This window comes from Flavobacterium sp. KMS (genome assembly GCF_000813005.1).
Classification (GTDB): domain Bacteria; phylum Bacteroidota; class Bacteroidia; order Flavobacteriales; family Flavobacteriaceae; genus Flavobacterium.
The window spans coordinates 18,473-42,248 of record NZ_JSYP01000028.1; the positions used below are offsets into that span (position 1 = coordinate 18,473).

Genomic DNA, 23,776 nt, shown 5'->3' on the forward strand with positions numbered 1-23,776 from the left:
TTAATTTAGGTAGTCTTATGATTTTGGCTCACATGCTTCTGAACCAAGATTTTGCCACATAGAACCTGTAGAACTACCAGGTTCGTTACCTGGTTCTGCTTGGTAACTGGCTTTCCATTGAGAATGATTATGATTTACATAACTGTTGGCTTCATAACTTCTTATATTATTCCAGATTGTTGCTATATTGCTAATCAACTTCCAGCTATCATTTATATCTGGTTGCAGTTCTCCGGGATTAATATAATGTTTGTTCTCCCATACTAAGCCTTTATAACTTACTTTATGAGTTCTTTCTCCAGGATAAGCTATAGTAGAATTCCAAACCGGATAATCACCTGCAGTATCATCAACACATTTTCCTGGTTCAGGGTCATCTTGTAATACAGTTAATTTTGCAACAGCAGTGGCAGTCTGATTTTTACTGTCAGTAACTGTACATGTAATATCAAATACTCTATGATTTTCTACATTAGCTGTTACATAAGTGATATGAAACATATTGTGATCAATATCTGGAGATGTCAAAGGATCAGGTAAGTTCCATTTATAAGTAAATGGCCCCTCCCCGTCTGAAACCATAGCATTAAATTTAGCATCGACACCTTTTTTTACAGTCAGCAAAGCAGGCATAATCTCTAATGTTGGTAATGACGGAACTGAACTATCTTTTACTATTAAATCAGCATAAGCTTCGGTAGTTTTGCCATTTTTATCAGTCACCTTACACGTAATATCAAATCTTTTATTACCTACCACATTATCTGTAGTATAAGTTACATTCTCTTTATCAAGACTATTGCCACTAGAGCCTAACCCTGAAGGCAAGTTCCATAAATAAGTAAATGGAGCTTCTCCCTCTGCAGAACAACTAAAAAAGGCTGTGTTTCCTTTTTCTACCTCTACTTCATTAGGTGTAATATTTACTATAGGTGCTGGTTCTGGATTTTCGGAATCATCAAAGTCAAGATCAAATGTTTGATAAAATGCATGAGCAGTGTCAGAGACAATCCATGCTACTATCATTACATGATGTCCTTTTTTTTGAGGAAGTACTACACTGGTTTCGGTTGGTGCTGCTCCATATGGAAGAGGAGTTGCATAATGATGCATGTTAAACGGGACAGGCTCAAGCTGATCTCTAGTTATTCTTTCATCAGGATTCCAGCCATCTTTAGTAATCCAGTGATTATATCCTCTGGTGGCATGAGGAGCATTATAACTCCATCTCATTCTAAAATTTTGACCCGAATTAACTTTTGTTTTTGGCCATACTTGCCCTTTTTTTGCTTGCAACTCACGGTCAGTACAATTTACGATATCCCAATCAGATCCAGATTCGTTTGTCCAGCCTCCACTATTTATATAATTATCCGGAGGTACAGGTCTGGTGTGAGAACCACCTTGTTCATCTTGTGGATATTTATCTAAACCGGAACTTACTATTGTCGTAAAAAATTTACCTCCCTCAAATTGATTTATGTTCCAATCGAGTAACCATCCCAGATCATAAGCTAGTCTTCCGCGCGTGTTGAATGCATAACCGTGCCTGGTTTTTTTTGCAGTTTTTAATTTTGCTTCTTGCATAATTTTTAGGTTTTAAGTTAATATTGTAAGATTTGGGTTAATCTTATTCCTTATTTCCTTTAAAATTAAAACTTTTTTATCATAAAATATAAATTTTAATAAGAAAATATGCATATCATATATTAATGATAATATTGAACATTTAAAATGAATTCTATATTAAGAATCTCTTTTTTAAGTGTTAAGGATGCACTAAAGAGAAATGCCTATTTCTTCAAATCGAGCAGAAAATGGTTTGGAATTTATATTTGTGGGGTACTAAGTCAAAAAGCTTCAGAGAAATCTGGAGCTTGTTTTATGGAATAAAGTGATGTTTTTACCATTCAAATGAACCCGCTATCCGGGTGTTATCGCAAGCACTGTGCAAATGTGTCTGACTTTGTACTATTTCTTAAAACAAATCTATTCTAAAAAACTAAAACGTCATAAAGTCTCTGACTCTACCTCAAATTTATTATAAATCATATTGGTTAAAAGATTTAGCATTCAAAAGATTCACAACTGATATTTTTAGAAAATGTACAATTTATAACAACATAAAAAAACAGGTAAAGTTAGAGATATTTACCTATGTCCATCCGTTTAACTATTTCTTAAACTACTTACAATTAGACAATCAGGTATAAATACGCATGTTTTATCGTTAAAACAATCCTTTATTTGTTATTGTAATTATAAAAACCCCCAAATGGAAGCAAAATCTGAAACCCGCATCGACCCGCATGATTTAGACATGGTCGCGTTTAATTCAAATAAAAAAATAAGAGCTAGAAATGCTGTATTGGCTGTAGATGCAGCCATGCAGGAAAACTATACGATCTTAAAATCAGAATTAATCGAACATTTAAGCCCAGTCATTGTAGTACAAAACGATGGACAGGGAGGAACTTTTACTTTGGTATATCAAGGCACGCAGGAAAGTGTTCAGCCAGTACCTCAACTATTCCAACTCGTTAAATCAGTAAGCCACACACCTCTTGGTATTTATGTTATTATTGCACCTTATTTAAAGGAGCCTCATGTAAAAGATTGGATCAAACCTCTGGAAAAATTCAAAGAGACCCTTCAGGAAGCCCTGAAAAACTTACCCGATGCCGAATTGCCATTTCACGCACAGGAATCTTGTAAAAAAGTGCTGGAAGGCGGTATTCGTTTCATAGACGATTCTGTAAAAGCGGACCGTTTCAGCATTGATAGTTTCGAGGCATTTACAGCTAGTGTCCAGAGTGATATCCAAACCAATATGAGTTATGCTGCCAAAGCGCAGGTTGATGGTGTGGAAGAATTGCTAATACGTTGGCGCAACAAATTAGGGCCAGAAGAATGGAGAAAAACATATGGTATTGTTTTGGCCATTTGGACTACCGAATACTTAAACCAGAATTGGCTTATCCTAAACCATATGATGGACCCTACAACGGTCGATTCTCATTTGTTTACCATAGGAATTGCCAGTTTTGCTGAAAACACTGTGCCCGTAGCTTTAGACAACCTGGCTCGGATTGTACAAGACAACATCGCAGCCGCTATGGTTTTTTCTGAGGATTCTGAGCTGGCAGATTCTTTAAAAGGACCACAAGATTTGCTTTCTACAGCGATTGAGAAAATTATTGGCTGCCCGCATACTACAACTAAAAAAGTAAAATAAAGGCCGAAAGAGTTTTTTTAGGAGGTATAAATGATGAGGTATTGGTGGTTTGCTTTCTTTGTTTTTGAAACTAAATATATTCGTAATCTTTTATTTTTCGAACTAAAAGAAAAGTATATAAATAAGTAATAAAAGTAATTTTAAACGAAATCTCTTTTATTATTGCCAAATGTTAGAAATTCTTTATCAAGACGAATATATTATAGCTATTAATAAACCAAGTGGATTGTTGGTTCACAAATCATTTTATGCGCGCGATGCAAAAGTGTATGCTATTCAAGAATTGAGAAATCAAATAGGAGGGCAACACGTTTATCCTATTCATCCGTTAGACCGAAAAACATCTGGCGTATTGATATTTGCGTTGGATAAAGAGGTAATGTATCAGATGTGTTGGTGGTCAATAATTCCATCTAATATTTGTACGTAATCAGAGATTTATACTAATATCGTAGTAAAATTAAAACAACCTTCGGGTTGTTTTTTTATTTTCTAATGTCTTAAATCGAAAAGAATGACTTCAAATCCGACTTGGTGTTGCAGATGTGTTGGTGAAATTAAAAACATGATAAAATATGGAAAAACAAAGTCTGGTAATCAAAGATATATTTGTAGACTTTGCAGGAAAACAAGAGTTGAAAGTTATACTTATCAAGCTTACAAACCTGATATTGATGAAAGTATCATTCAGTTCACAAAAGAAGGTTTAGGAATAAGAAGTACAACAAGAATATTAAAAATACCCGATCGCGGATTTGTAATCCGTACCCGCAAAGTATATCTTAACATATTTAAAAAAATAAAATCCCGTTTTTATTAATACTAAGAACGGGCACGGAAAGGATTTCCGCGCTATCGTTGTGCATACCTAAGAGATCGGGAAAATTAGTAATATTCAATTTCATATTCTTTAATGTCTTTTTCATATTCACCGTCAAAATTTAACTCTGTAATTTCAGAAATCTTATTACCAAAATCGTCATAAAGAATTTCTTTTACTTCTTCACCATTATTTCGATTCTCAACATAACTGATTAACTTTCCTTTACTGTTATAATTAAATTTCTCAATTATTTTATTAAAACCGCTGTCTGTTGATTTTTCTATAATTAATCCTTTTTCATCCAAAACATATTCATACAAACAACAAAGCTCATCGTCCCAATCTGTTTTTATTTCTAAAGAGTGATATTTAATCAGCAAGTTATTTTCATTATAGTAATTATAGACTCCACCTCTAAACGCTAATTTATCTTCTAAACTTTCTCCATCATAATGATACATTTCTTCTGATATCGTATTTCCAAATTGATCGTATTCAAAAACTATTTCCTCTACTAAAAAGTACATAGAGATTTTGGTATCTACCATATTTCCGTCTATATCAAAACCAAATATTTTCATCATTTCAAAAAACTCCATATATCCTTCAGATTCCTCTGCACCAATAAAATCATGATGTGGTATCTCAAAATAGATTGTTCTGAAAGGTTTTTTAGCATCATTATATCTGGTAACTGAGAGTGATATCAAAATACCTGAAGAATTAAAAAACTTTCTGTACTCGTAATCTTCAACATAACTGTATTCTATACTATTTTCAATATTGTTTTCTGAATCAAACTTCTTCATAGAAAGAAGCCGTTTATCCGCTCCATATTGATAATAATACGTTGCGAAACCGAAATCTTCTTTTTCTATTTCATTATTTTCATTATACCATGTTTCATCTCTTCTACGTAATATTCCTTCGCTATTAAATCGTTCCTTCAAACTGTATTGATTTTCATATCTGTAAATTTCTACTGATACAACTATTCCTTCTTCATATTCTTCATCTCTTACTATTTTACCTTCTCCATTATAGCATTCAATTTGTTGAACAATAGCATTTTTAATTGTTTTGCGGCTTTTAATTTTTACAGACATAATTTTCGAACATATTAAAAACTATGAAGATAGAAAATATATACCGTTTTATAAAAATAATCCAGGCAATATAAGATCTAAGCATCAAAAGTCGGGAGACTTTTATCAGGTTTGCAATTTCTAAGAAACAAAAAAAATGCGCAAAGTCAGAGACATTTGCGCAGCTTTTCATGAGAACACTTCGGAGAGCGGACTTCGCACCCACATAGAGAATCAACAAAGTGAAGTATCAAAAAGTAATAGCATCATATTATAGAATGTTGGAACGGGTACGAAGTCGGGAGACTTCACGTATCACATTATTTTTCTGACTAAAACAAATAAAAATTAACTTAATTCACAGCCTTCACCTGCAAGATTACACTGGTTCTTCTAGCATTGACTTCTGGATTAAAACCAACCTTCATCAGAAAATCTCCCGAATAAATCTTGGAGCTATCAATGGGTGACTGTGTTTCGGGATAAAGATTTACTTCTTCAATTCTATATTGCATTTTTGGGTCCAGTCCCTGCATTTTAATAGGCAACCCAATGGTGGTATTGAATGTAGTGGCTACATAATAGTTGAACACAATTACCTCTTCTTGAGTCTCCTTTACGTATGCCATCGATGCCACTTTTTCATCATCGGGGTTTTGTAACCTATATTGATCACCATGCCAGATGATATCTTTAATTCCATTATACAGCTTCACTGCATTTTGTGCATACAGTAAATCCTTAGCATCTAATTCATTTACCCGAATATCGAAACCCAGTTTGCCCATCATGGCAACATCTGTTTTAAACTTGATGGATTGTTTGCCCATATCCGTTACATGATTGTCCACAGCAATAGAAGGAAAATAATATGAATATTCCCATTGCATAAATATTCTGTCAAACGGGTTGGTATTATCGCTCGGCCAAAACTCCGTGAAGTACTGCAGGGCAGCATAATCAACTCTTGAGCCACCACCTGCACAAAGCATCATAGGTGTTTTTGGATGTTTGGCTCTTACTCTTTCCAATACTTTGTTTAAACCACGAACATATTCAATATAAAAGTGATCCTGGTTTTTTAAGAATGGTGAGTGGGCATTATAGATAAGCGAATTACAATCCCATTTGATGAACGCCAATTCAGGTACATCTTTAAACAATTGCTCCACAGTGTTGTATACAAAATCCTGAACCGCTGGATTAGTAAGATCAAGCACAAGTTGGTTGCGCATATAAAATTCTTTTATACCTGGTTGCCTGATGATCCAGTCAGGATTTTTTTCATACAATTCGCTTTTAGGATTCACCATTTCGGGTTCTATCCATATACCAAACTTTACGCCATGGGCAGTAGCTTCCTTACCTATAGAGCTGATACCATTCTTGAGTTTTTGTTTATTATACTGCCAGTCACCCAACCCTGCTGAGGCTCCGTTGCGGGGATATTTATTACCAAACCACCCGTCGTCTAACAGAAAAACATCCACTCCTAGTTTCTTTGTGTCTTTAGTGAGCTCGCTCAGTTTTTCATCATTGAAATCGAAATAAGTGGTTTCCCAATTGTTTAATATGGTTTGGCGCTGGCCGCTACCTTGCGCCAATTGATAGTTTCTGGCCCAGCGTTGCAAGTTACGGCTTGCCCTGCCTTTACCTTCATCAGAATAAGTGTAAACAAAACGTGGTGTAGTGAACTTCTCAGATGGTTTTAATGTGTAGTTCGATGAAAAATTATTGATGCCCGCTGTTACCCGCAAGTAGTATTCATCAAAGGTTTCAAAATCAATTTTAAAGTTACCGGACCATTCCAATGAACCAGCAATTACTTCACCTTCTGTTTCGCCTGCGGGCTTGTTGATCGATATCATGAAGGAGGATGAATGCAACAGGTTGCTGCGTGTACCCAGCTTTGAATCAAGTGTGCGGATGCCATGCAATAACTGCTGTTCTTCCGACAGCATCTCACGCCCCCAGCCACTGTAATGATTTTTAAGGAAAAACTTTTTACCCTGGAGTGTAAGGTTCGCAGAAGCATATTTATTCAGCATTACATTACCCTTTTCCTTATGCTCTATTTCCGACCATTGTTCAATTACATCTTCTTTATAATAGGCCTTGTAAAATAATGTAACCTGGAATTTGTACCTCGCATCGTTCAACACAATAGTAGTCAACGTCTGGTTATCATCAATTTTTTTTACTTCGTGATTCACATACTTCAATACGGCGGATTTATTTCCATCGCTGTGGGTTACAGACAGAGCAGGCTCCATCAGGTTAAGCGAGCCGGATGCTACGTAGGCTTCCCTCTTGTTAAACAAATCATCATTACCCACCTTAAACTTATCCAGCGAATTGATGACCGCATACTCATCTGTATTTTTTAGTTTTTTCCCAAGGTAGGTAGCCAATAAAGAGCTGTCTTTATCTGTTTGCAGTACTAGAACTGTGTTTTCAGTAGATACCGTAATGGTTTCCTGACTAGTAGCCTTGCCTGTAAAAAATATCATCACAACGAAACAGGTTTTAAAAAGTTTAGAATGCATTTTGTGTCGATTTTAAATTAATAAATTGGGAAACTTCGATATTAAAATCATCTTTTTCGATATCTATATTTTTTTTCTCGTACTCAAAAATATCTTGTGAATATCCTGATGTGTAAAAAAATATTAATACCATTAATATTTGTATTTTCATGAAATGATCAGTGTTTTAGTCATTAATATTGGTTTCAAAACAAATTGAAAATTTTATATAAATTGAGAGTATGAATACTTTTTAAAGACAGTAAAATGATAAAATAAATATATTTTGTAATATTTACTTTAAACTTTGATCATCTAAGGCATATTTGAAGTGTTTTTAAATATATGATTATTCATAATTAATTTTTAAGCAAAAAAAAGAATAATTCATAAGATTTTAGAAATACAATATTATCATCAAATAATACTATATTATCCTAAATTGTATAATCTCAAACAAAACTTCTATCGCACTATGCTTAAAACTTAACTCTTAAAAAAAAAATAATACAACAGCCACTATTAAACAAGATAAAATGCAATCAAAACACTATCAGACCCTGTTCTCCCCTCTCGTATAGATATATTATAGAACTAAATAAAACGCGCTCCCCGAAAAGTTCTTATGAAAAGCTGTGCAAAGGTCTCCTGACTTCGCACCCGCATAGAGAATCAACAAAGAGATGTCTCAAAAAGTAATAGCATCATATTATAGAATATCGGAACGGCAAGAAGTCGGGAGACTTTGCAGCAGTGGTTTCAATAATTCAAAAACAATATTATAAACAACAGTTATTATTAATTATTGAACATAATACGGAATATTATATAAACATCGTACTGGATTTCCTTCTTTGATTGCCGGAATCCAGTTTGGGGATAATCTTAAAACCCTTTCTAATTCTTTTCCCGATCCGTAACCAAAATCACGAAGAATTTTTATTTCAGACAAACTGCCGTCTTTTTCAATTTTTATGGTTGCAAAAACACCGCCTCTGGGAGCTTCATCATCCATTAATTCTTGTGGTATAACATAATTTTTCTTTAAAAAAACATAAAACTTTTCAATACCTCCCGGGAATTTTGGCAGAGTTTCTACCGCAGAAGCATTATAAACTTCATTATCTTCTGGCTTACTATCGTGATGCTTTTCTAATTTTATTGTTTGTTGTGGTACAGTCTTTTCGATATTTTCAGTAGCCGGCTCTGCCATTGCCGGAACTGTAGTATTTTGACAACTCAATAACAATAAAAAGCTAATGGCTATTAAAAAATTTCTTCTCATAGTTCTTTGTTTAGTGGAGAATTTATATGTAAAAAAACAAAATTTATTCCATTTTGAAGTCAATAATTTAATACTGTTAAATCTAATTTTGACGAAACTAATTACTTTATAGGCACAGAAAGATTTTCCGTGCTCTCGTTGCGCATATCCGAGCGATCGGATTTACACAAAAAACAATATTTAGACTTTTAGTAACATTCTTAAATCTTATTTCAGGCATGGTAGTTATTTGGATATCTCAAATTTGAGAGATAATTAAATAATTATAAAATATGAATGAAGATATTTTTAAATCAAAAACTAATTTAGATCCTTCAGAGTACAAAAAATTATTTGGAGATCCTTTTTGGAATGAACAAGGAAGTTCAAAAGCTAGAAACTTCTATCTCCAGCTGAGCGAAAAAGAAAAAGCTTTAATGTTAAAAAAGAATTACCTTGAAATGATTAAAAAAGCCAGAGAAAGAAATTTCAATATGGCAGCAGATTGTTTACAATGGTGGCTAGACGGTACAGGATTTACAAAAAATATTGATTTTAACTGGTTGAGAAAGCAAAGTGAGGTTATTGCCGCAGAAAATGTAAATCTTGAACGTTTTGAAAATGACCCTGATTTTATAATTTTCCTTAAAAAGTTAACTGATGCGAATAGTGATACTTATGTCACTCATTTTGACTGTAAATTTACAGGAGGTATTTTTCGTGAACTCTATTATGTGTGTGGCACTAGTACAATAACTTCAACATGTTATTTCATAGTTAGCAAGAAAAAAGAAAACTTCATTTTATCGGGTAAAATTATTCATAAATGGTGGGACAGATATGATTGGCACAAAGGAGCTAATGCTTATATTAATGGTTTCGGTTATGTTAAAGACTCAGATGCCTTATTAGTAGAGAAATATTGCGGGGCAAAACCTTATGATATGAGAGGTGAATGGCAACAAAATTTTAATAAAACCTTTCAACTCCAATTTATTGGAGGTATTAATCTTAAATTAAAATAGAAAATGAAAAAGAAAATATACATAGGAGTAATAGTTATAATTCTTTTGTTTGCCTCATATTTTTATTGGCAAAACAGGTATGTTGAATTTCGTCCCGTAATTTTGGCAGAAGAAAACTACTCCCCCCAATTAATATTTTTTGACAATGATCTCTATAAATTTGCAGAACCAAATGAAATTTCGCCAAATTATTATAAAAATATAAAATTTGTTCTAGATCGTTCAGGTCAGCCTTATATTGAAAAAAATGGGATAATTTATGTTCGCAATCACTATTTGAACGACATGAATCTTATGTGGAATTACACTACTAGATCAACCAATCCTACTTGGTTTAAATTAAAAAGAGAAATGGATAGTATTAATGGAGATCACGAAAGCAAAGAAAAATTAGATAGTATTATTAAGGGATTTATTCATTAAAATAAAAACAATGAAAAAGAAAATATACGTAACCTTAATCGCTCTAGTTCTTTTGTTTTCTGGTTACTATTATTGGGAAAATAGATACGTCGAACTTAAGCCAGTAATTGTAGCAGAAAGAGAATATACACGTCAAATAACTTTTTTTGACAATGATCTTTACAAATTTGCCAAGCCAAATGAGATTTCTCCAAGTTACTATAAGAACATAAAATGGGTTTTGAATGATTCCAGAGTAGATTATATAGAAGAAAATGGAATTATTTATGTTCGAAATAAATTTCTGAACGACATGAATATGGTTTGGAATTACACCACTAGAGCTATCTCTACGAAGTATTTTAAACAAGAAAGAGAAAGAGATAGTCTATATCTTATTAGAATCAAAAAACGTACAGATTCTCAAAAAACAATAATAGATTCTCTTTTAAAAACTATAAAGACAGACTCTATTAAATTCCATAGAGATCAGGAAAATAGAGAGAATTAGATAGTATTATTAAGGGGTTTCGTGATTAACTACTTTGCTTATTGCCATAAATCTATTCGGTTTTCAAGGATTTAAATAAGCTTTTCTCAACTACATTGTCTCAACAATTTCCCTAACAAATCAACAACAACCTATACTCCCCTTCATTTTCTATTGGTGCTCTATGAATACAAGGCAGCACTTGTTGTTTTGGATGATCTACAGCCAATCGCCAAAGATGTCCTATGCCTAAATTAATAGGCTCTGCATCGTCGTGTATCTGATAATGCAAATCAAAATAATTTTCCTTCAAGAAGTCTTCGAATTCTTCCTCTGGTCCGTCATGCAGTTCTTTTAGCTTGACTCGTATTTCCGGAATTAGAACTTTTTGGGCTGCTTCCGAATTAGAAACAATATCACTTGCCGCTCCGTGATAAGTACATAAAAAAGTATCTGTTGCAATGGGCGAACGATCAACATGAAAAGAATACACATCTGTAGATATGAAATCAAATTCATCATCACGTTCATAACACTTCAATAAATTAAGAGCTGGCGAAGCGCCAAAATCAGTTAATAATTGTAAGTCATTTAAGATTATTTCTCTTGCTATACTCCCCTTTTCTGATAGTTGGAGTGCGAGTAAATCTTCAGGATAAACTTCGGTTATATTTTCTTTTAAACCTAGTTGGGTTACAATCTCGTTAAAATCGCCATCCAAATTTCTGAACCAACATAGCGCATTCATTTCTCCCTTGAAACTGGTCTGTATAAGCTCAGAGAAAGTTGGTACCATCCCAATTTGGTTGCTGTCAGAAAATGTATTGCTCATAGTATAATTTAAAAAGCTCGTTGCTTCGTGCATTACAAAATTATGTAATTACCTTTAAAAATTATGTTTTCTAAAAGACTTAAAAAAAATAATTATAAATTTACTAAAAACAAAAATGAAGAATAAATATTTCGGTTTATTGATACTATCTCTCGTTATGATTTCGTGTTCTAGCACAATTTCAACTGCAAAAAAAGAATATAAAATTGTTCAAACTTCTAAACTGAAATCAAATTGGAATTTTAACTCAAAAGAGTGGTTACTAAAAAAAGATACTTTGATAGGTACTGGAGGACCAATGCATTGGGGAGTTATAGAATCTAAAAAGAAACTCTCAAAAAATTATGAAATCGAATTTAGAGTAAACATGACCAAAGGATCTCTATTTGAAATAATGCTAAACATTGATAAAGAACAATATATAAGAACATATTTGTATAATATTGATCAGAATATTGTAATAGGGAAAGGCGTTTATAAAGAAGGAAGTGACGAATACGAAAAACGCGGCGGTCCAACTTTGTTTAATAAGCCAATGAAATTAGAAAATGACAAATGGTATTCGGTAAAAATTAGAGTAACGAACAATCAATTATACTTCTCTGTCAATAATGAAAAGACATTAGAGTGTTCTATAGAAAAAAGTAATTTAAGCCAACAAGGAAAACTAGGATTCTTAACCGACGGTGAAATTAAAATAATTGATTTAAAGATTAAAAGCATTGAGTAAAATTAATTGCATCTAATTTATGTATTAAGAGCAAAAAGAATATTTTTGGATTCTTAAATTAAAAATAACATCATGAAAGATCTAGTATCAAAAATCAATGCAGAATTCGAAACATTCAAAACTGAATCAGAATCATTAATCGAGAAAGGTGTGAAAGCAGCAGGACCAAGAGCTCGTAAATCAACTTTAGAAATTGAAAAACTATTAAAAGAGTTTAGAAAAGTATCTGTGGAAGAATCTAAAAAATAAGCCCATAATAAATAAAAAAACCTTGCTTAATTTTATTTAAGCAAGGTTTGTTTTTTTTACTTTTACTATAAATCTTAATTGTATCTGTTTTTTTTAACCCATTGGGTCCAATTACTTCGTAAATAACTCCGCAACACGAATCCAATCTTTGTCGACTAGGTGTTAAATCCTTTAATTAAAGTTGCTAGTTTAATAATCTAATATCTGCATACTTAGAAGATATTAGTTTTGTTTCACGCAGATTTTAAAAGATTTTAGCAGATGTACACAGATAGCTAGAATAATGTAGTAAAAGCTACTTATTTTTTTGTTTTAAAAACTTTATAACATACAAAAAGAATACCTAACCAAATAGGAATTAATTCTACGGATAACTTCATATTAGTAATCCACATGATTGATAAAATACCCAATAAAAATACAAAGCAGATGTAATTACTTACTGGATAAAATAATGAAGCAAACTTAGTTTTTGTACCTTCCTTGTCTTTCGAACGTCTAAATCTTAGATGCGTATAAGAAATCATAACCCAGTTAATAATTAAACAAGACACCACTAAAGACATTAAAATACTAAAAGCCTCTTTTGGAATTAGCTTATTTATTAAAATACAAATCGCTGCAAAGCAGGAAGAAATTAAAATAGCATTAATTGGTACCGATTGCTTGTTTAGCTTCATTAAAAACTTAGGAGCATTGCCTTGATCTGCTAAACCATATAACATACGTGAGTTACTATATACGCTACTATTATATACTGATAAAGCGGCAGTTAATACAATTAAATTAAGCACATTAGCGATAAGGCTTGTAAAAAATATTTTGTTGCCAAACAACTCAAACTCCATTCCGTTTAAATTTTGAAAAACCATTACAAATGGACTACTATCTGTAGTAATTTGTTGCCAAGGTGACAAAGCAAATAAAATTACTAATGCACCAACATAAAATATAAGGATTCTATAGATAACCTGATTTGTTGCTTTTGGAATATTTTTTTCTGGATTTTCTGCCTCAGCAGCCGTAATCCCAATTAGTTCTAAACCACCAAAGGAGAACATAATTAGAGCCATTGCTGATAATAAACCCTGAAAATTACCATCTCCCGTTTTTTCAAAAACCCCTTTTGGAAAAAAGCCTCCATCATTATACAAATTATGAATTGTAGCATGTTCTCCCCCTGTACCACTTATTAATAAATAAGTACCAAAGAGAATCATTGCAATAATTGCAACAACTTTTATGATTGAAAACCAAAATTCAGTTTCTCCGTAAACTTTTACAGAGGCAAAATTTAAAGCATTAATAACCAGGAAGAAAAATAAACTAGATGCCCACAGCGGAATTTCAGGCCACCAAAACTGTACATAAACACCAATGGCTGTAAGTTCAGCCATACTAACTAAAATATATAAAATCCAATAGTTCCAACCTGATGCAAAACCTGCAAAAGAACCGCAATACTTATAGGCAAAGTGACTAAAGCTTCCTGAAACAGGTTCTTCAACAACCATTTCGCCAAGTTGTCTCATAATAAAAAAAGCGATAATTCCGGCAACAGCATATCCTAAAATAACAGATGGCCCTGCTAATACAGCTGCTGGACCAATACCTAGGAAAAGACCTGTTCCTATTGATCCGCCTAAGGCAATTAACTGAATGTGACGGTTAGTCAGCCCACGTTTAAGCTGATTCTCTTTTACGTCTTCATGTTTTTCTTTCACAAATTAGATTTTTTAAATGAGTTAAATGTACTCACAAATGTATAAACAGCGAAGATAAGTTAAAAAAGGAATCGTACAAAACATAGTTCTGTCACATCTATCAGAATTGAATAATAAGTATTTAAATTGTTTAAAAGTTAATTGGTCAAAATCAATTATAAAAAAAAGCTCTTTTGTAACAAAAGAGCTTTTTTTATTAGACGAAACTGAAAGTTGACATAAGTATGTTATTCAACAAGATACTCAATAAGTAAATCTCCTTTTTCTACCAAACTATTTTCATTGAGATGGATTTTATGGATTATTCCAGACTTTCCTAATACTGTATTTTCCATTTTCATGGCTTCAATAGTAAATAAAGGTTGATCTTGTTTGATTTCCTCTCCCTCTTTAATCCATATTTTACTCAGTAATCCTGGTAAAGGAGCACCAATTTCAGCAGCTGTTAATGCCTTTCGGTTCTGAACATTCATTGTCTTTATAGACTTATCCTTTATTTCAATGGCTTTTGTCTGGCCATTAAGCTTAAAATAGACTGTTCTGATTCCTTGTAAATCAGGTTCTGACTTATACAAGAATTTTACAATAATAGATTTTCCTTCCGAGATATTAACGATTACTTCTTCATTAGGTTTTAATCCGTAGAAAAATGTAGTCGAAGGAATTACACTCACATCTCCATATTTTTCGATAGTTTTAAAATAATCTTCAAAAACTTTTGGATAAAATTGGTATGATATAAAATCAGCTAATGTGCAGGATGATGAAAATTTTTCCTGAAAAGCTTCAAATTCGTTATCAAAATCTATAGGAGTTAAATGTGCATTGGGCAAATCTAAAAATGGTTTTTCTTTTTTGAGAACCATTTGCTGAAAATCAATTGGCCATCCGCCGTCTGGTTGCCCTAACTCGCCTTTAAGCATTCCTTTTACAGAATTAGGAAAGGACAAGGTGGTGCCTTGATCTAAAACATCTTGCTTGCTCAGGTTACTACTTACCATAAACATGGCCAGATCACCCACTACTTTAGAGGATGGTGTTACTTTAATAATATCTCCAAGTAAACTATTGGCATCCTGATATGCTTGTTTTATAGCTGTCATTCTGGTCTCTAAGCCCAAGGAATAAGCCTGAGGTTTAAGATTAGAATATTGTCCGCCAGGAATTTCATGTTTGTAGACTTCTGCCGTACTTGATTTTAAATCGGACTCAAAAGGGTAATAATACTCCCTGATATCTTCCCAGTAATTACTGTATTGATTTAGTTTTTCGACATCAAGTCCCGAATCACGAGGAGTTCCTTTTAAGGCTTCTGCAAATACATTAAAATTGGGTTGTGAGGTAAGTCCTGACATAGAGGATAATGCAACATCTATAATATCAACCCCTACCTCTACTGCTTTAAGATAGGTTGCAGACTGGATTCCTGCTGTATCATGCGTGTGCAAATGTATTGGAATGTCAATCGATTTTTTTAACTCGGTAATTAATTTTTCGGCAGCATAAGGTTTCAATAAACCTGCCATATCTTTTATACAAAGAATATGAGCTCCTGTATCTTCTATTCTCTTAGCGAGATCTAAATAATAGTTGAGATTAAATTTTGGACGCTCAGGATTTAAGATATCTCCTGAATAGCCCATACATACTTCGGCAAGGGAATCAGTATTTGTAAGTACTGCATTAATACTGTTTTTCATATTGTCGATACTGTTTAATGAATCGAAAATCCTAAAAACATCTATCCCTTTTTGAGCGGATACTTCAATAAATTTTTCAACCAAGTTATCTGGATATGCCGTATAACCTACTCCATTAGAACCTCTAATTAACATTTGCAACAATACATTGGGCATCGCTTTACGCATTTGTTCCAAACGACTCCAAGGACATTCATTCAAAAATCGCATCGCAACATCAAATGTCGCTCCTCCCCAAACTTCCATAGAGAACATTTGTGGAAAGTCTTTTGTAAATGTTTCTGCAAAAGGCATCATATCAATCGTACGCACTCTGGTAGCAAGTAATGACTGGTGTGCATCTCGCATAGTACAATCTGTATACAAAATTTGTTTTTGCTCTTTGATCCAGTTCGAAAATCCTTTTGGTTTTAACTGATCAAGTAGTTGTTTGGTTCCATTATCATGAAAGGCACTTGATGGAATTGGTAATTTTGGTGTCAGAAATTTTTTATCAGGAACGATAAAAGGAACATCTGCATTACCATTGACAATTATATTCCCTATAAATGCCAAATTCTTGGTTACATTATCGGATTTTCTTTTGATTTTCATCAATGACGGATTATCTCCTATAAAATTCACCGTGATATTTCCTGCCTGAAAATCGGGATGTACAATTAAATTTTCTAAAAATGGAATATTGGTTTTTACTCCTTCAATAGTAAATTCTTTCAACGTTCTTAAAAGACGTTGGCTCGTTCCTTCTAATGTTCTTCCTCTGGCAGTAATCTTTACGAGCATAGAATCAAAAAATGGCGAAATCTTAACTCCCGAATAAGAGCTTCCTTCATCTATTCTGATACCATAACCTCCAGCATTTCGATACGCAATAATTGTCCCATAATCAGGTGTAAAATCATTTGCTGGATCTTCGGTAGTAATCCTGCATTGAATTGCAAAACCACTACATTTTAAACTTTCTTGTCCCATAATGTAAATCCCCGGACTAGAGAGTTTGTGACCACAAGCAATAAGAATTTGACTTCTAACAATATCAATTCCTGTTACTTCCTCCGTAACGGTATGCTCTACCTGAATGCGGGGATTTACTTCTATAAAATAAATATTTTCTGCCGCATCGACTAAAAATTCAACCGTTCCAGCATTATTATAGTTTACTTTAGTTGCAATACTAAGTGCATACTTATATAACTTATCTTTTGTTTCTTGTTTTAAATTTGGGGCTGGAGCAATTTCAACCACTTTTTGAAATCTTCGCTGAACACTACAATCACGTTCAAATAAATGGACAATATTTCCATAATTATCTCCTAATAATTGTACTTCGATATGTTTGGGATTTTCAATGAATTTTTCAAGGAATAACGTATCATCTCCAAAAGCTGTTTTTGCTTCTCTTTTTGCTTCGTTGAACAAAGCTTCTAATTGATTGGCCTTTCTAACCACTCGCATACCGCGCCCTCCTCCGCCTGCAGCAGCCTTTAACATCAAAGGATATCCAATGCGATTTGCTTCTTCCTGAGCAATAGAAAATGAAGAAAGGTCTATTTTACTGTCTTCGATTAAAGGTACATTGGCAGCAAGTGCAATTTTTTTGGCAGCCACTTTATCACCTAATTGTTCCATGACTTCTGGATTGGGGCCAATCCATAAAATACCATTCTCGGCACATTTAGTAGCAAATAGTACATTCTCTGATAAAAAACCATACCCAGGATGAATAGCATCGATCCCTTCGGCTTTGGCAACTTTAATGATTTCATCAATATCAAGATAGGGCTTTAGGGGGTCTGTATCTTTGCCTATCTGATACGCCTCATCGGCTTTGTAGCGGTGCAGGGAATACCTATCTTCATAGGTATAAATAGCTACAGTTTTAATTTTTAATTCCGCGGCAGCGCGAAAAATACGTAGTGCAATCTCTCCTCTATTTGCAACTAGTAATTTAGAAATTGTTCTCATTCTAATAAATTAAGTTAAATATCCACAAAATAAAAACGGCTTATTCTGAACAACTTCTGAAGATAAAATCTATTAATTTATATTGCTTAAAATCCAATTCTTCTCAGACTCCTTCCAATGGAATGGATAATAAATAAAGTAATTCTCTTAGTTCAGGTCATTCAAAATAAAAACATTTTTTATAGCTTCAGGAATTCTTTCTTCCCGTATTTGGTGTTCAAATTCATTGTTATATATGTTATAATTTTATAAATAATGTTCATTTATTCCCAATAAAAAACTGATTTATAAGGCGCAACAAATATATAAAAGTTCTTGAGTTGACCACATTCAAGCTAAAAAGAAACAGTGTCATTTAATTTTTTTTATTACTTTTTTGAAGCGGGCTTTGAGATCCCAGCCGTTATTTTAATTTTTTATTTAGTTCTAAGTTTAAATCAGATTATAACGCTTAATCTCTTACATCAACTAATAAACCATACCTCATCTCTCATTACTCAGGAAACCAAAAACAACGATTAATACTACATATATTGTAAATAATTACTGTAAGTGTATTTTTTATGTTAATTTAATATCAATACTGAATAACTTATGACTATTTTCTTTTCATGACAAAACTAATTTTGTAGTGCTTCGATAAAACATGTCCATTGTCGATTAACCTACAACTTTATGCAATGAAAAAATTACACATCCTAGCCTTGTTTGCTTTTTTTTCCTTCACTTTAGTCGCTCAAGTACAACAGTCTGGTACATTGCCAATGGGATGTAAACCCGCAAATGTTCCTGCTCCGGTCCCGATTAAATCAAACCTACAAAGCAAATTAAAGGCTGTAGCAGCCACAGGAATAACAGGAAATGTAGAAAGTATTCATAGTGCTTTTGTAAACTGGCAAACTGGAGGTTTTACAAGCTTCTCTATCGGAACAGGCTCAGTTCCTAATGGTCCTAATTCGCAAAATATTCGTTGGAGTCAAGGTTTGAATAATACAGATAAGACGACTTACGGCTATAGCTATGAAGAATTACGTTTAACGGCTCTCGCTTTGGGAACTACATTTATGCAAGGGCAAAATTTTTATTTTCACTTATTAAATGGTGGTACAGACACAGTGATTGGTCCGTTAAATTTTACATGGCAAAATTTGGGTACAGCTGGCAATATGGTAAATGTTACTATAGAGACGCAATTTGGAGTCAATGGATTGGGAGGTTTTGCCAATTGGCAAGCTACCAATATGATGGATTTTTACAGCAAAGTAATCCCCATTATAGCGCAAATATATGGTCCGTCCTCTCACTCTTATACAGTAAATGTTGTGAATGATGGTAATGCTTCTGGGAGTAATACATTTTATAATGGCCCTAACTGGATTTCGACTCAATATACTGCTGATGCTTTTGGCAAGATGACTCAACCACGCTTAATGGTGCATGAACTTTTGCATGCCTGGCGTGATAATGTGTGTTTGTCTTCTGATAATCTTTGGCATTACCAAAATACTTTAAGTGGTTTTGAAGAAGGTATGGCAGAATGTGTTGCGCAGATTGTAATGGATAAGTTTGCTGCTGCATATCCTAATTACTTCCCTGCAGGAACTGCTTATCTAAATAAGCATTGGGGACATGAGGACGGTTATGCCTTTGATTGGGATTATGATTTTCAGAACCACTCTCAACTTACCACTACTGATTTTTGGTCAAGTGATCAAGGTATTGGAGCACATTGGGAACGCTATGGTACGAGTTCGGCTGCTTTTTATAAAATGTATGTTGAAGATTCTGATGTTTTCAAAAAATTCAATGCTGAATATTACAGAAGAATGAATGCCGATCATACGCTGTTAACATCGCGATCTTTACTCGTGGACATTTTTAGTACGGTACTCCCTAAGGTTGAAGAAAAAGAAACCAATTTGTGGATAGATAAACAACGTGTTTTAGATTGTAAAGTGATACCAGGGAAAAAAGTGCATATGCTCAGTTTTCAGGGTGCCGATGGAGTGCGCGATATGGGACATGATAATAGAATCCATTTAATTGAAACTCAAAATTTACCTGGAGGAAACGAGTGGTCCTGGGATAAATTAGATAACTCTGGTAATATTACTCAACGTTGGTTTCATCAACTTAATAATTCATCTGGAAAAATTGATATCGTAAATTATACAACTGGAGCGGTTAATAACACGCTAAATTTTAGAAACAATGATGCTGGATATTATGGACCTAATCAAGGTCCTTGTTTGCCACCAAGTTTAACAGGTACACCTTGTTTTCCAACAGGAATAGATGGTCATGGCTTGTACACAACTTCTGCAGATCGTGCAATCACTAATGGGGGAATAAACGATGGAAGTTGGTATAATGGATTGGGACTTAATGCCGACAGGATTATTTATAAGATACAAACTACTGGTTTATACATTTATAATATTGAATTTCAATCTGGAGGGGCTGTTAAAGGTAAATACTACCGATTACATGGTAATGGGTTTATTGGTAAAGATGGCTTATATGCTGGGGTGCGCAATAATGATGATACTCCTGTTTTAGGTAAAATGTATGTGGAGCAAAAAAATACTGTGAGCCCAATAGCAGGAGAAGAAACGGCTATTACTATAAATAACGGAACTCTCATCGCTCCAAGAATTTGGACATCTATTGCCGAAACCCAATCACAATTTAAAGCAGGAAGAGTTGATACCCGCTACTCTAAACCTGGAAAAGTGCATGCTATTTATGTAAACAGTGATTGTTCTAAACCTCAAAAAATAGGCTTCAGGAATATTACATACGGAAGTACTGTTTCGGGGGTGCAAATGTTTTTGTTTAATGTAGATGATTTTGAAGATATACTTTATACTGAGTCTATGCCTACCCTATTGTGCGAAGGATACCAAGCAGATTTTAGTGTTGAAAATAATTTCCCAAAGTATCTCGATACAGATTCCAGAGTTACTTATAAATGGAAGAATCCATTGGGGACAGTCGTTTCTACGTCTAATAAATATACTATCTCCGCTGTAACACCTCAAGATGCTGGTATTTATACCTTAGAAATTACTTCTTTTGATTGCCTGATTACAAGAACCAAAGAACTAGTGGTTACCCCTAGCGTGGTTCTTGAACCAAGCGTTGTTACGCCAATTTCTCTTTGTGCCAACAGCACTATCGATTTAAAAGTAAGCGGAACTTTACCTACAGGTACTACTTATTCATGGACTGGACCCAACGGCTATTCTAATACAACCCAAAATCCGAGTATTACCAATGCACAAACAATTAATGCAGGTATTTATGAAGTAACCTGTACAGTTAAGGATTGTGATGGTAGTACAGACATTATAAAAAAAGAACAGATACAGGTTGGTATAAATTCAATATTAAAGCCTAAGATTTCATGCGGAGTACCATCACAAAATGTGGTATCTTTTCTATGGGAAGCAGTTGCGGGAGCTACTGATTATACAATCTCTTATCAAGTAAATACTAATCTAATCCAAAATATTGGAGCCATTGGTAATGTCTTAACCTATAGTGTAACCGGATTACAACCATCCGATAATGTCGAGATTTTTGTAACTCCAGTAGGTAGTCTTGGTACTTGTTTTGACGTTGAAAAATATAGTTGCCAAGCCAGTACAGCACCAACTTGTAGCATTCCGGTAGCACAAGTAGTTACTACAGCGGTAATTACTTGCTTGAGTCCTTCGGTTACGCTAAATGGCACAGGCTCGACAACCGGTGCTGGTATCGATTATCAATGGACAACAACTGATGGCTCAATTGTCAGCGGAGCAACAACATTAAACCCAATTGTAGATGCTGCAGGTACTTATAAGTTAATTGTAACCAATACAGCTGGTGGAGGTTGTAGTTCTCTTCCGGTAACTGTTAATGTTACAGGAGCATATTCATTACCAACAGTTCCAACATTAACGGGTCCAAATTCCATTTGCTTAGGATCGGATGCTAATTTTACAATAACTGGGAAAACTGGTGATAATGTGAGTTATACAGGAGCCGTTTCAGGAACAGCTGTAATAGGAACAACAGGTTCTGTAGTGGTAACAATTCCTTCAGTAATTTCAAATACGACCTTAAATTTAACAAATACTACGGATGGTATCTGTAGTCAGGCTCTAACAGGAATAACTAAGACTATCAATATTCAAATAACTCCAAATGCAGGAACAAACGGTACTTTAACTTTATGTTCAGGAACTACTCCTACCAATGCACAATTGTTTGCTCAGTTGGGCGGAACACCAGATACAGGAGGTGTTTGGGCTAATGTTGGTAATGTTTATACTTATACTGTAAATGCTGTTTCTCCTTGCAATATAGCTGCTACAGCAACTGTAACCTTAAATACGCAAGCTGTTCCCAATGCAGGAACAAATGGAACGTTGACTTTATGCTCAGGAACTACTCCTACCAATGCTCAATTGTTTGCTCAATTGGGCGGAACGCCAGATACAGGTGGTGTTTGGACTAATGCTGGTGATATTTATACTTATACTGTAAATGCTGTTTCTCCTTGCAATCTATCTGCTACAGCTACAGTAACTATAAATAGACAAACAACTCCGAATGCGGGAACAAACGGAACGTTGACTTTATGCTCAGGAACTACTCCTACCAATGCACAATTGTTTGCTCAGTTAGGAGGAACGCCAGATACAGGTGGTATTTGGACTAATGTTGGTAATGTTTATACTTATACTGTAAATAGTAGTTCTCCTTGCAATCTATCTGCTACAGCTACAGTAACTATAAATAGGCAAACAACACCAAATGCAGGAACAAACGGAACGTTAACTTTATGTTCTGGAACGACTCCTACCAATGCACAATTGTTTGCTCAGTTAGGTGGAACGCCAGATACAGGTGGTATCTGGACTAATGTTGGTAATATTTATATTTATACTGTAAATAGTAGTTCGCCTTGCAGCCAAACCGCTACTGCTATTGTAACCTTAAATATTCAAACAGCTCCCATTGCAGAAGCAGGTAGTCCAGTTATAATTACTTGTGCTTCATCAACAATTATGCTTAATGGAGCTGGTTCTGATATTTCGGGTGTTACTTATTTATGGACTGGGGGAACCATCGATAGTGGTGCCAATACTTTAACTCCTGTTGTTAGTTCCAGTGGAGTCTATACTTTAACAGTCACAAATAGTACTTTGGGATGTGCTTCTAGTGATACTGTTTTAGTTACACAAAATATTGAGAATCCAGATTTTTCTTTTTCCGAAACAGGAGTTAATCAATATACAATTGTTGCATCAGGTGGTACTGCTCCTTATCAATATAGCATTAATAGCGCTAATAGTTATACCTCCAATCCAATTTTTAAGATTGATCACTCTGGAAATTATACCATTTATGTTAAAGATAACAAAGGTTGTTTCTCTACTGAAACAGCATATTTAGCTTATGAAGGAATAGAGTTTCCTAAATTTTTCTCACCAGATGGAAATGGAAGTAATGATTATTGGTATCCTACAAGAATAGAAGATTATCCAAATTTAGAAGTTTCAATATTTGATAGATATCAGAGATTAATCATGAATTTTAAAGGGAATACAACAATGGGATGGGATGGTACATATCAAGGAAAACCTTTACCAACTGGGGATTATTGGTACGTTATTAAAACTAATAATGATAAGGATAGAAGAGAATTTATTGGCGGAATGACTTTATTTAGATAAA

17 protein-coding genes and 1 pseudogene are annotated in these 23,776 nt (G+C 33.9%); 10 read left to right on the top strand and 8 right to left on the bottom strand.

Annotated features, from left to right (window positions below; genetic code table 11):
- Positions 1-15: 15 nt before the first annotated feature.
- A complete protein-coding gene (locus tag OA93_RS24290; RefSeq protein ID WP_052259564.1) occupies positions 16-1,587 on the bottom strand; it encodes a lytic polysaccharide monooxygenase auxiliary activity family 9 protein in 1,572 nt (523 codons plus the stop codon).
- Positions 1,588-1,734: 147 nt separating this feature from the next.
- Here OA93_RS24290 and OA93_RS25190 point away from each other — a divergent pair, with 147 nt between their 5' ends.
- The 4 genes and pseudogenes from OA93_RS25190 to OA93_RS21750 all read left to right on the top strand — a co-directional run bounded on the left by OA93_RS25190 (position 1,735) and on the right by OA93_RS21750 (position 4,055).
- Positions 1,735-1,893, top strand: coding sequence for a hypothetical protein (locus OA93_RS25190; protein ID WP_165572129.1), 159 nt, complete (start codon positions 1,735-1,737; stop codon positions 1,891-1,893).
- A 427-nt stretch (positions 1,894-2,320) separates the two neighbouring features.
- On the top strand, positions 2,321-3,235 hold the full coding sequence (locus OA93_RS21740) for a hypothetical protein (protein WP_240474777.1): 915 nt from the start codon (positions 2,321-2,323) through the stop codon (positions 3,233-3,235).
- 169 nt (positions 3,236-3,404) lie between these two features.
- A pseudogene (locus OA93_RS21745) lies at positions 3,405-3,626 on the top strand (pseudouridine synthase); the annotation flags it as partial.
- Between the two features lie 123 nt (positions 3,627-3,749).
- Positions 3,750-4,055 carry an IS1-like element transposase gene (locus OA93_RS21750; RefSeq protein WP_240474778.1) on the top strand — a complete coding sequence of 102 codons (306 nt, stop codon included), beginning with the start codon at positions 3,750-3,752 and terminating at the stop codon, positions 4,053-4,055.
- Between the two features lie 65 nt (positions 4,056-4,120).
- Here OA93_RS21750 and OA93_RS21755 read toward each other — a convergent pair whose 3' ends face one another.
- The 4 genes from OA93_RS21755 to OA93_RS21765 all read right to left on the bottom strand — a co-directional run bounded on the left by OA93_RS21755 (position 4,121) and on the right by OA93_RS21765 (position 8,953).
- Complete coding sequence (locus tag OA93_RS21755; protein ID WP_039116208.1) at positions 4,121-5,164, bottom strand: hypothetical protein; 1,044 nt, start codon at positions 5,162-5,164, stop codon at positions 4,121-4,123.
- A gap of 332 nt (positions 5,165-5,496) precedes the next feature.
- A complete protein-coding gene (locus tag OA93_RS21760) occupies positions 5,497-7,689 on the bottom strand; it encodes an alpha-galactosidase (RefSeq protein WP_039116210.1) in 2,193 nt (730 codons plus the stop codon).
- On the bottom strand, positions 7,679-7,840 hold the full coding sequence (locus OA93_RS25195; protein ID WP_165572130.1) for a hypothetical protein: 162 nt from the start codon (positions 7,838-7,840) through the stop codon (positions 7,679-7,681). The genes OA93_RS21760 and OA93_RS25195 overlap by 11 nt, the downstream gene beginning before the upstream one ends.
- Positions 7,841-8,470: 630 nt before the next feature.
- Positions 8,471-8,953, bottom strand: coding sequence for a hypothetical protein (locus OA93_RS21765; protein WP_052259566.1), 483 nt, complete (start codon positions 8,951-8,953; stop codon positions 8,471-8,473).
- 272 nt (positions 8,954-9,225) lie between these two features.
- Here OA93_RS21765 and OA93_RS21770 point away from each other — a divergent pair, with 272 nt between their 5' ends.
- From OA93_RS21770 to OA93_RS21780, 3 genes are read left to right on the top strand one after another with little or no spacing between them, the layout of a single operon-like run.
- Positions 9,226-9,957: a hypothetical protein gene (locus OA93_RS21770; RefSeq protein WP_039116211.1), complete on the top strand. Its 732-nt coding sequence runs from the start codon at positions 9,226-9,228 to the stop codon at positions 9,955-9,957.
- Between the two features lie 3 nt (positions 9,958-9,960).
- Positions 9,961-10,380: a hypothetical protein gene (locus OA93_RS21775; protein ID WP_039116212.1), complete on the top strand. Its 420-nt coding sequence runs from the start codon at positions 9,961-9,963 to the stop codon at positions 10,378-10,380.
- Between the two features lie 10 nt (positions 10,381-10,390).
- Positions 10,391-10,870 (top strand): hypothetical protein, encoded by a 480-nt coding sequence (locus OA93_RS21780; RefSeq protein ID WP_039116213.1) that lies wholly within the window; start codon positions 10,391-10,393, stop codon positions 10,868-10,870.
- A 112-nt stretch (positions 10,871-10,982) separates the two neighbouring features.
- Here the strand turns inward: OA93_RS21780 and OA93_RS21785 are convergent, their stop codons facing one another.
- A complete protein-coding gene (locus tag OA93_RS21785) occupies positions 10,983-11,681 on the bottom strand; it encodes a hypothetical protein (RefSeq protein WP_039116232.1) in 699 nt (232 codons plus the stop codon).
- 115 nt (positions 11,682-11,796) lie between these two features.
- Between OA93_RS21785 and OA93_RS21790 the strand changes: the two genes are divergently transcribed.
- The gene (locus OA93_RS21790) at positions 11,797-12,411 is read left to right on the top strand and encodes a hypothetical protein (RefSeq protein WP_039116214.1); all 615 of its coding nucleotides are present in this window, start codon (positions 11,797-11,799) and stop codon (positions 12,409-12,411) included.
- Positions 12,412-12,483: 72 nt separating this feature from the next.
- Positions 12,484-12,660: a histone H1 gene (locus OA93_RS21795; RefSeq protein ID WP_035621526.1), complete on the top strand. Its 177-nt coding sequence runs from the start codon at positions 12,484-12,486 to the stop codon at positions 12,658-12,660.
- A gap of 299 nt (positions 12,661-12,959) precedes the next feature.
- Here the strand turns inward: OA93_RS21795 and OA93_RS21800 are convergent, their stop codons facing one another.
- Entirely contained in the window at positions 12,960-14,384 is a 1,425-nt protein-coding gene (locus tag OA93_RS21800) for an amino acid permease (protein ID WP_039116215.1), read from the bottom strand.
- Between the two features lie 227 nt (positions 14,385-14,611).
- Positions 14,612-18,049, bottom strand: a complete 3,438-nt coding sequence (locus tag OA93_RS21805; protein WP_039116217.1) for a pyruvate carboxylase — start codon at positions 18,047-18,049, stop codon at positions 14,612-14,614.
- A 680-nt stretch (positions 18,050-18,729) separates the two neighbouring features.
- Between OA93_RS21805 and OA93_RS21810 the strand changes: the two genes are divergently transcribed.
- On the top strand, positions 18,730-23,775 hold the full coding sequence (locus OA93_RS21810) for a T9SS type B sorting domain-containing protein (protein WP_039116218.1): 5,046 nt from the start codon (positions 18,730-18,732) through the stop codon (positions 23,773-23,775).
- Position 23,776 lies beyond the last annotated feature (1 nt).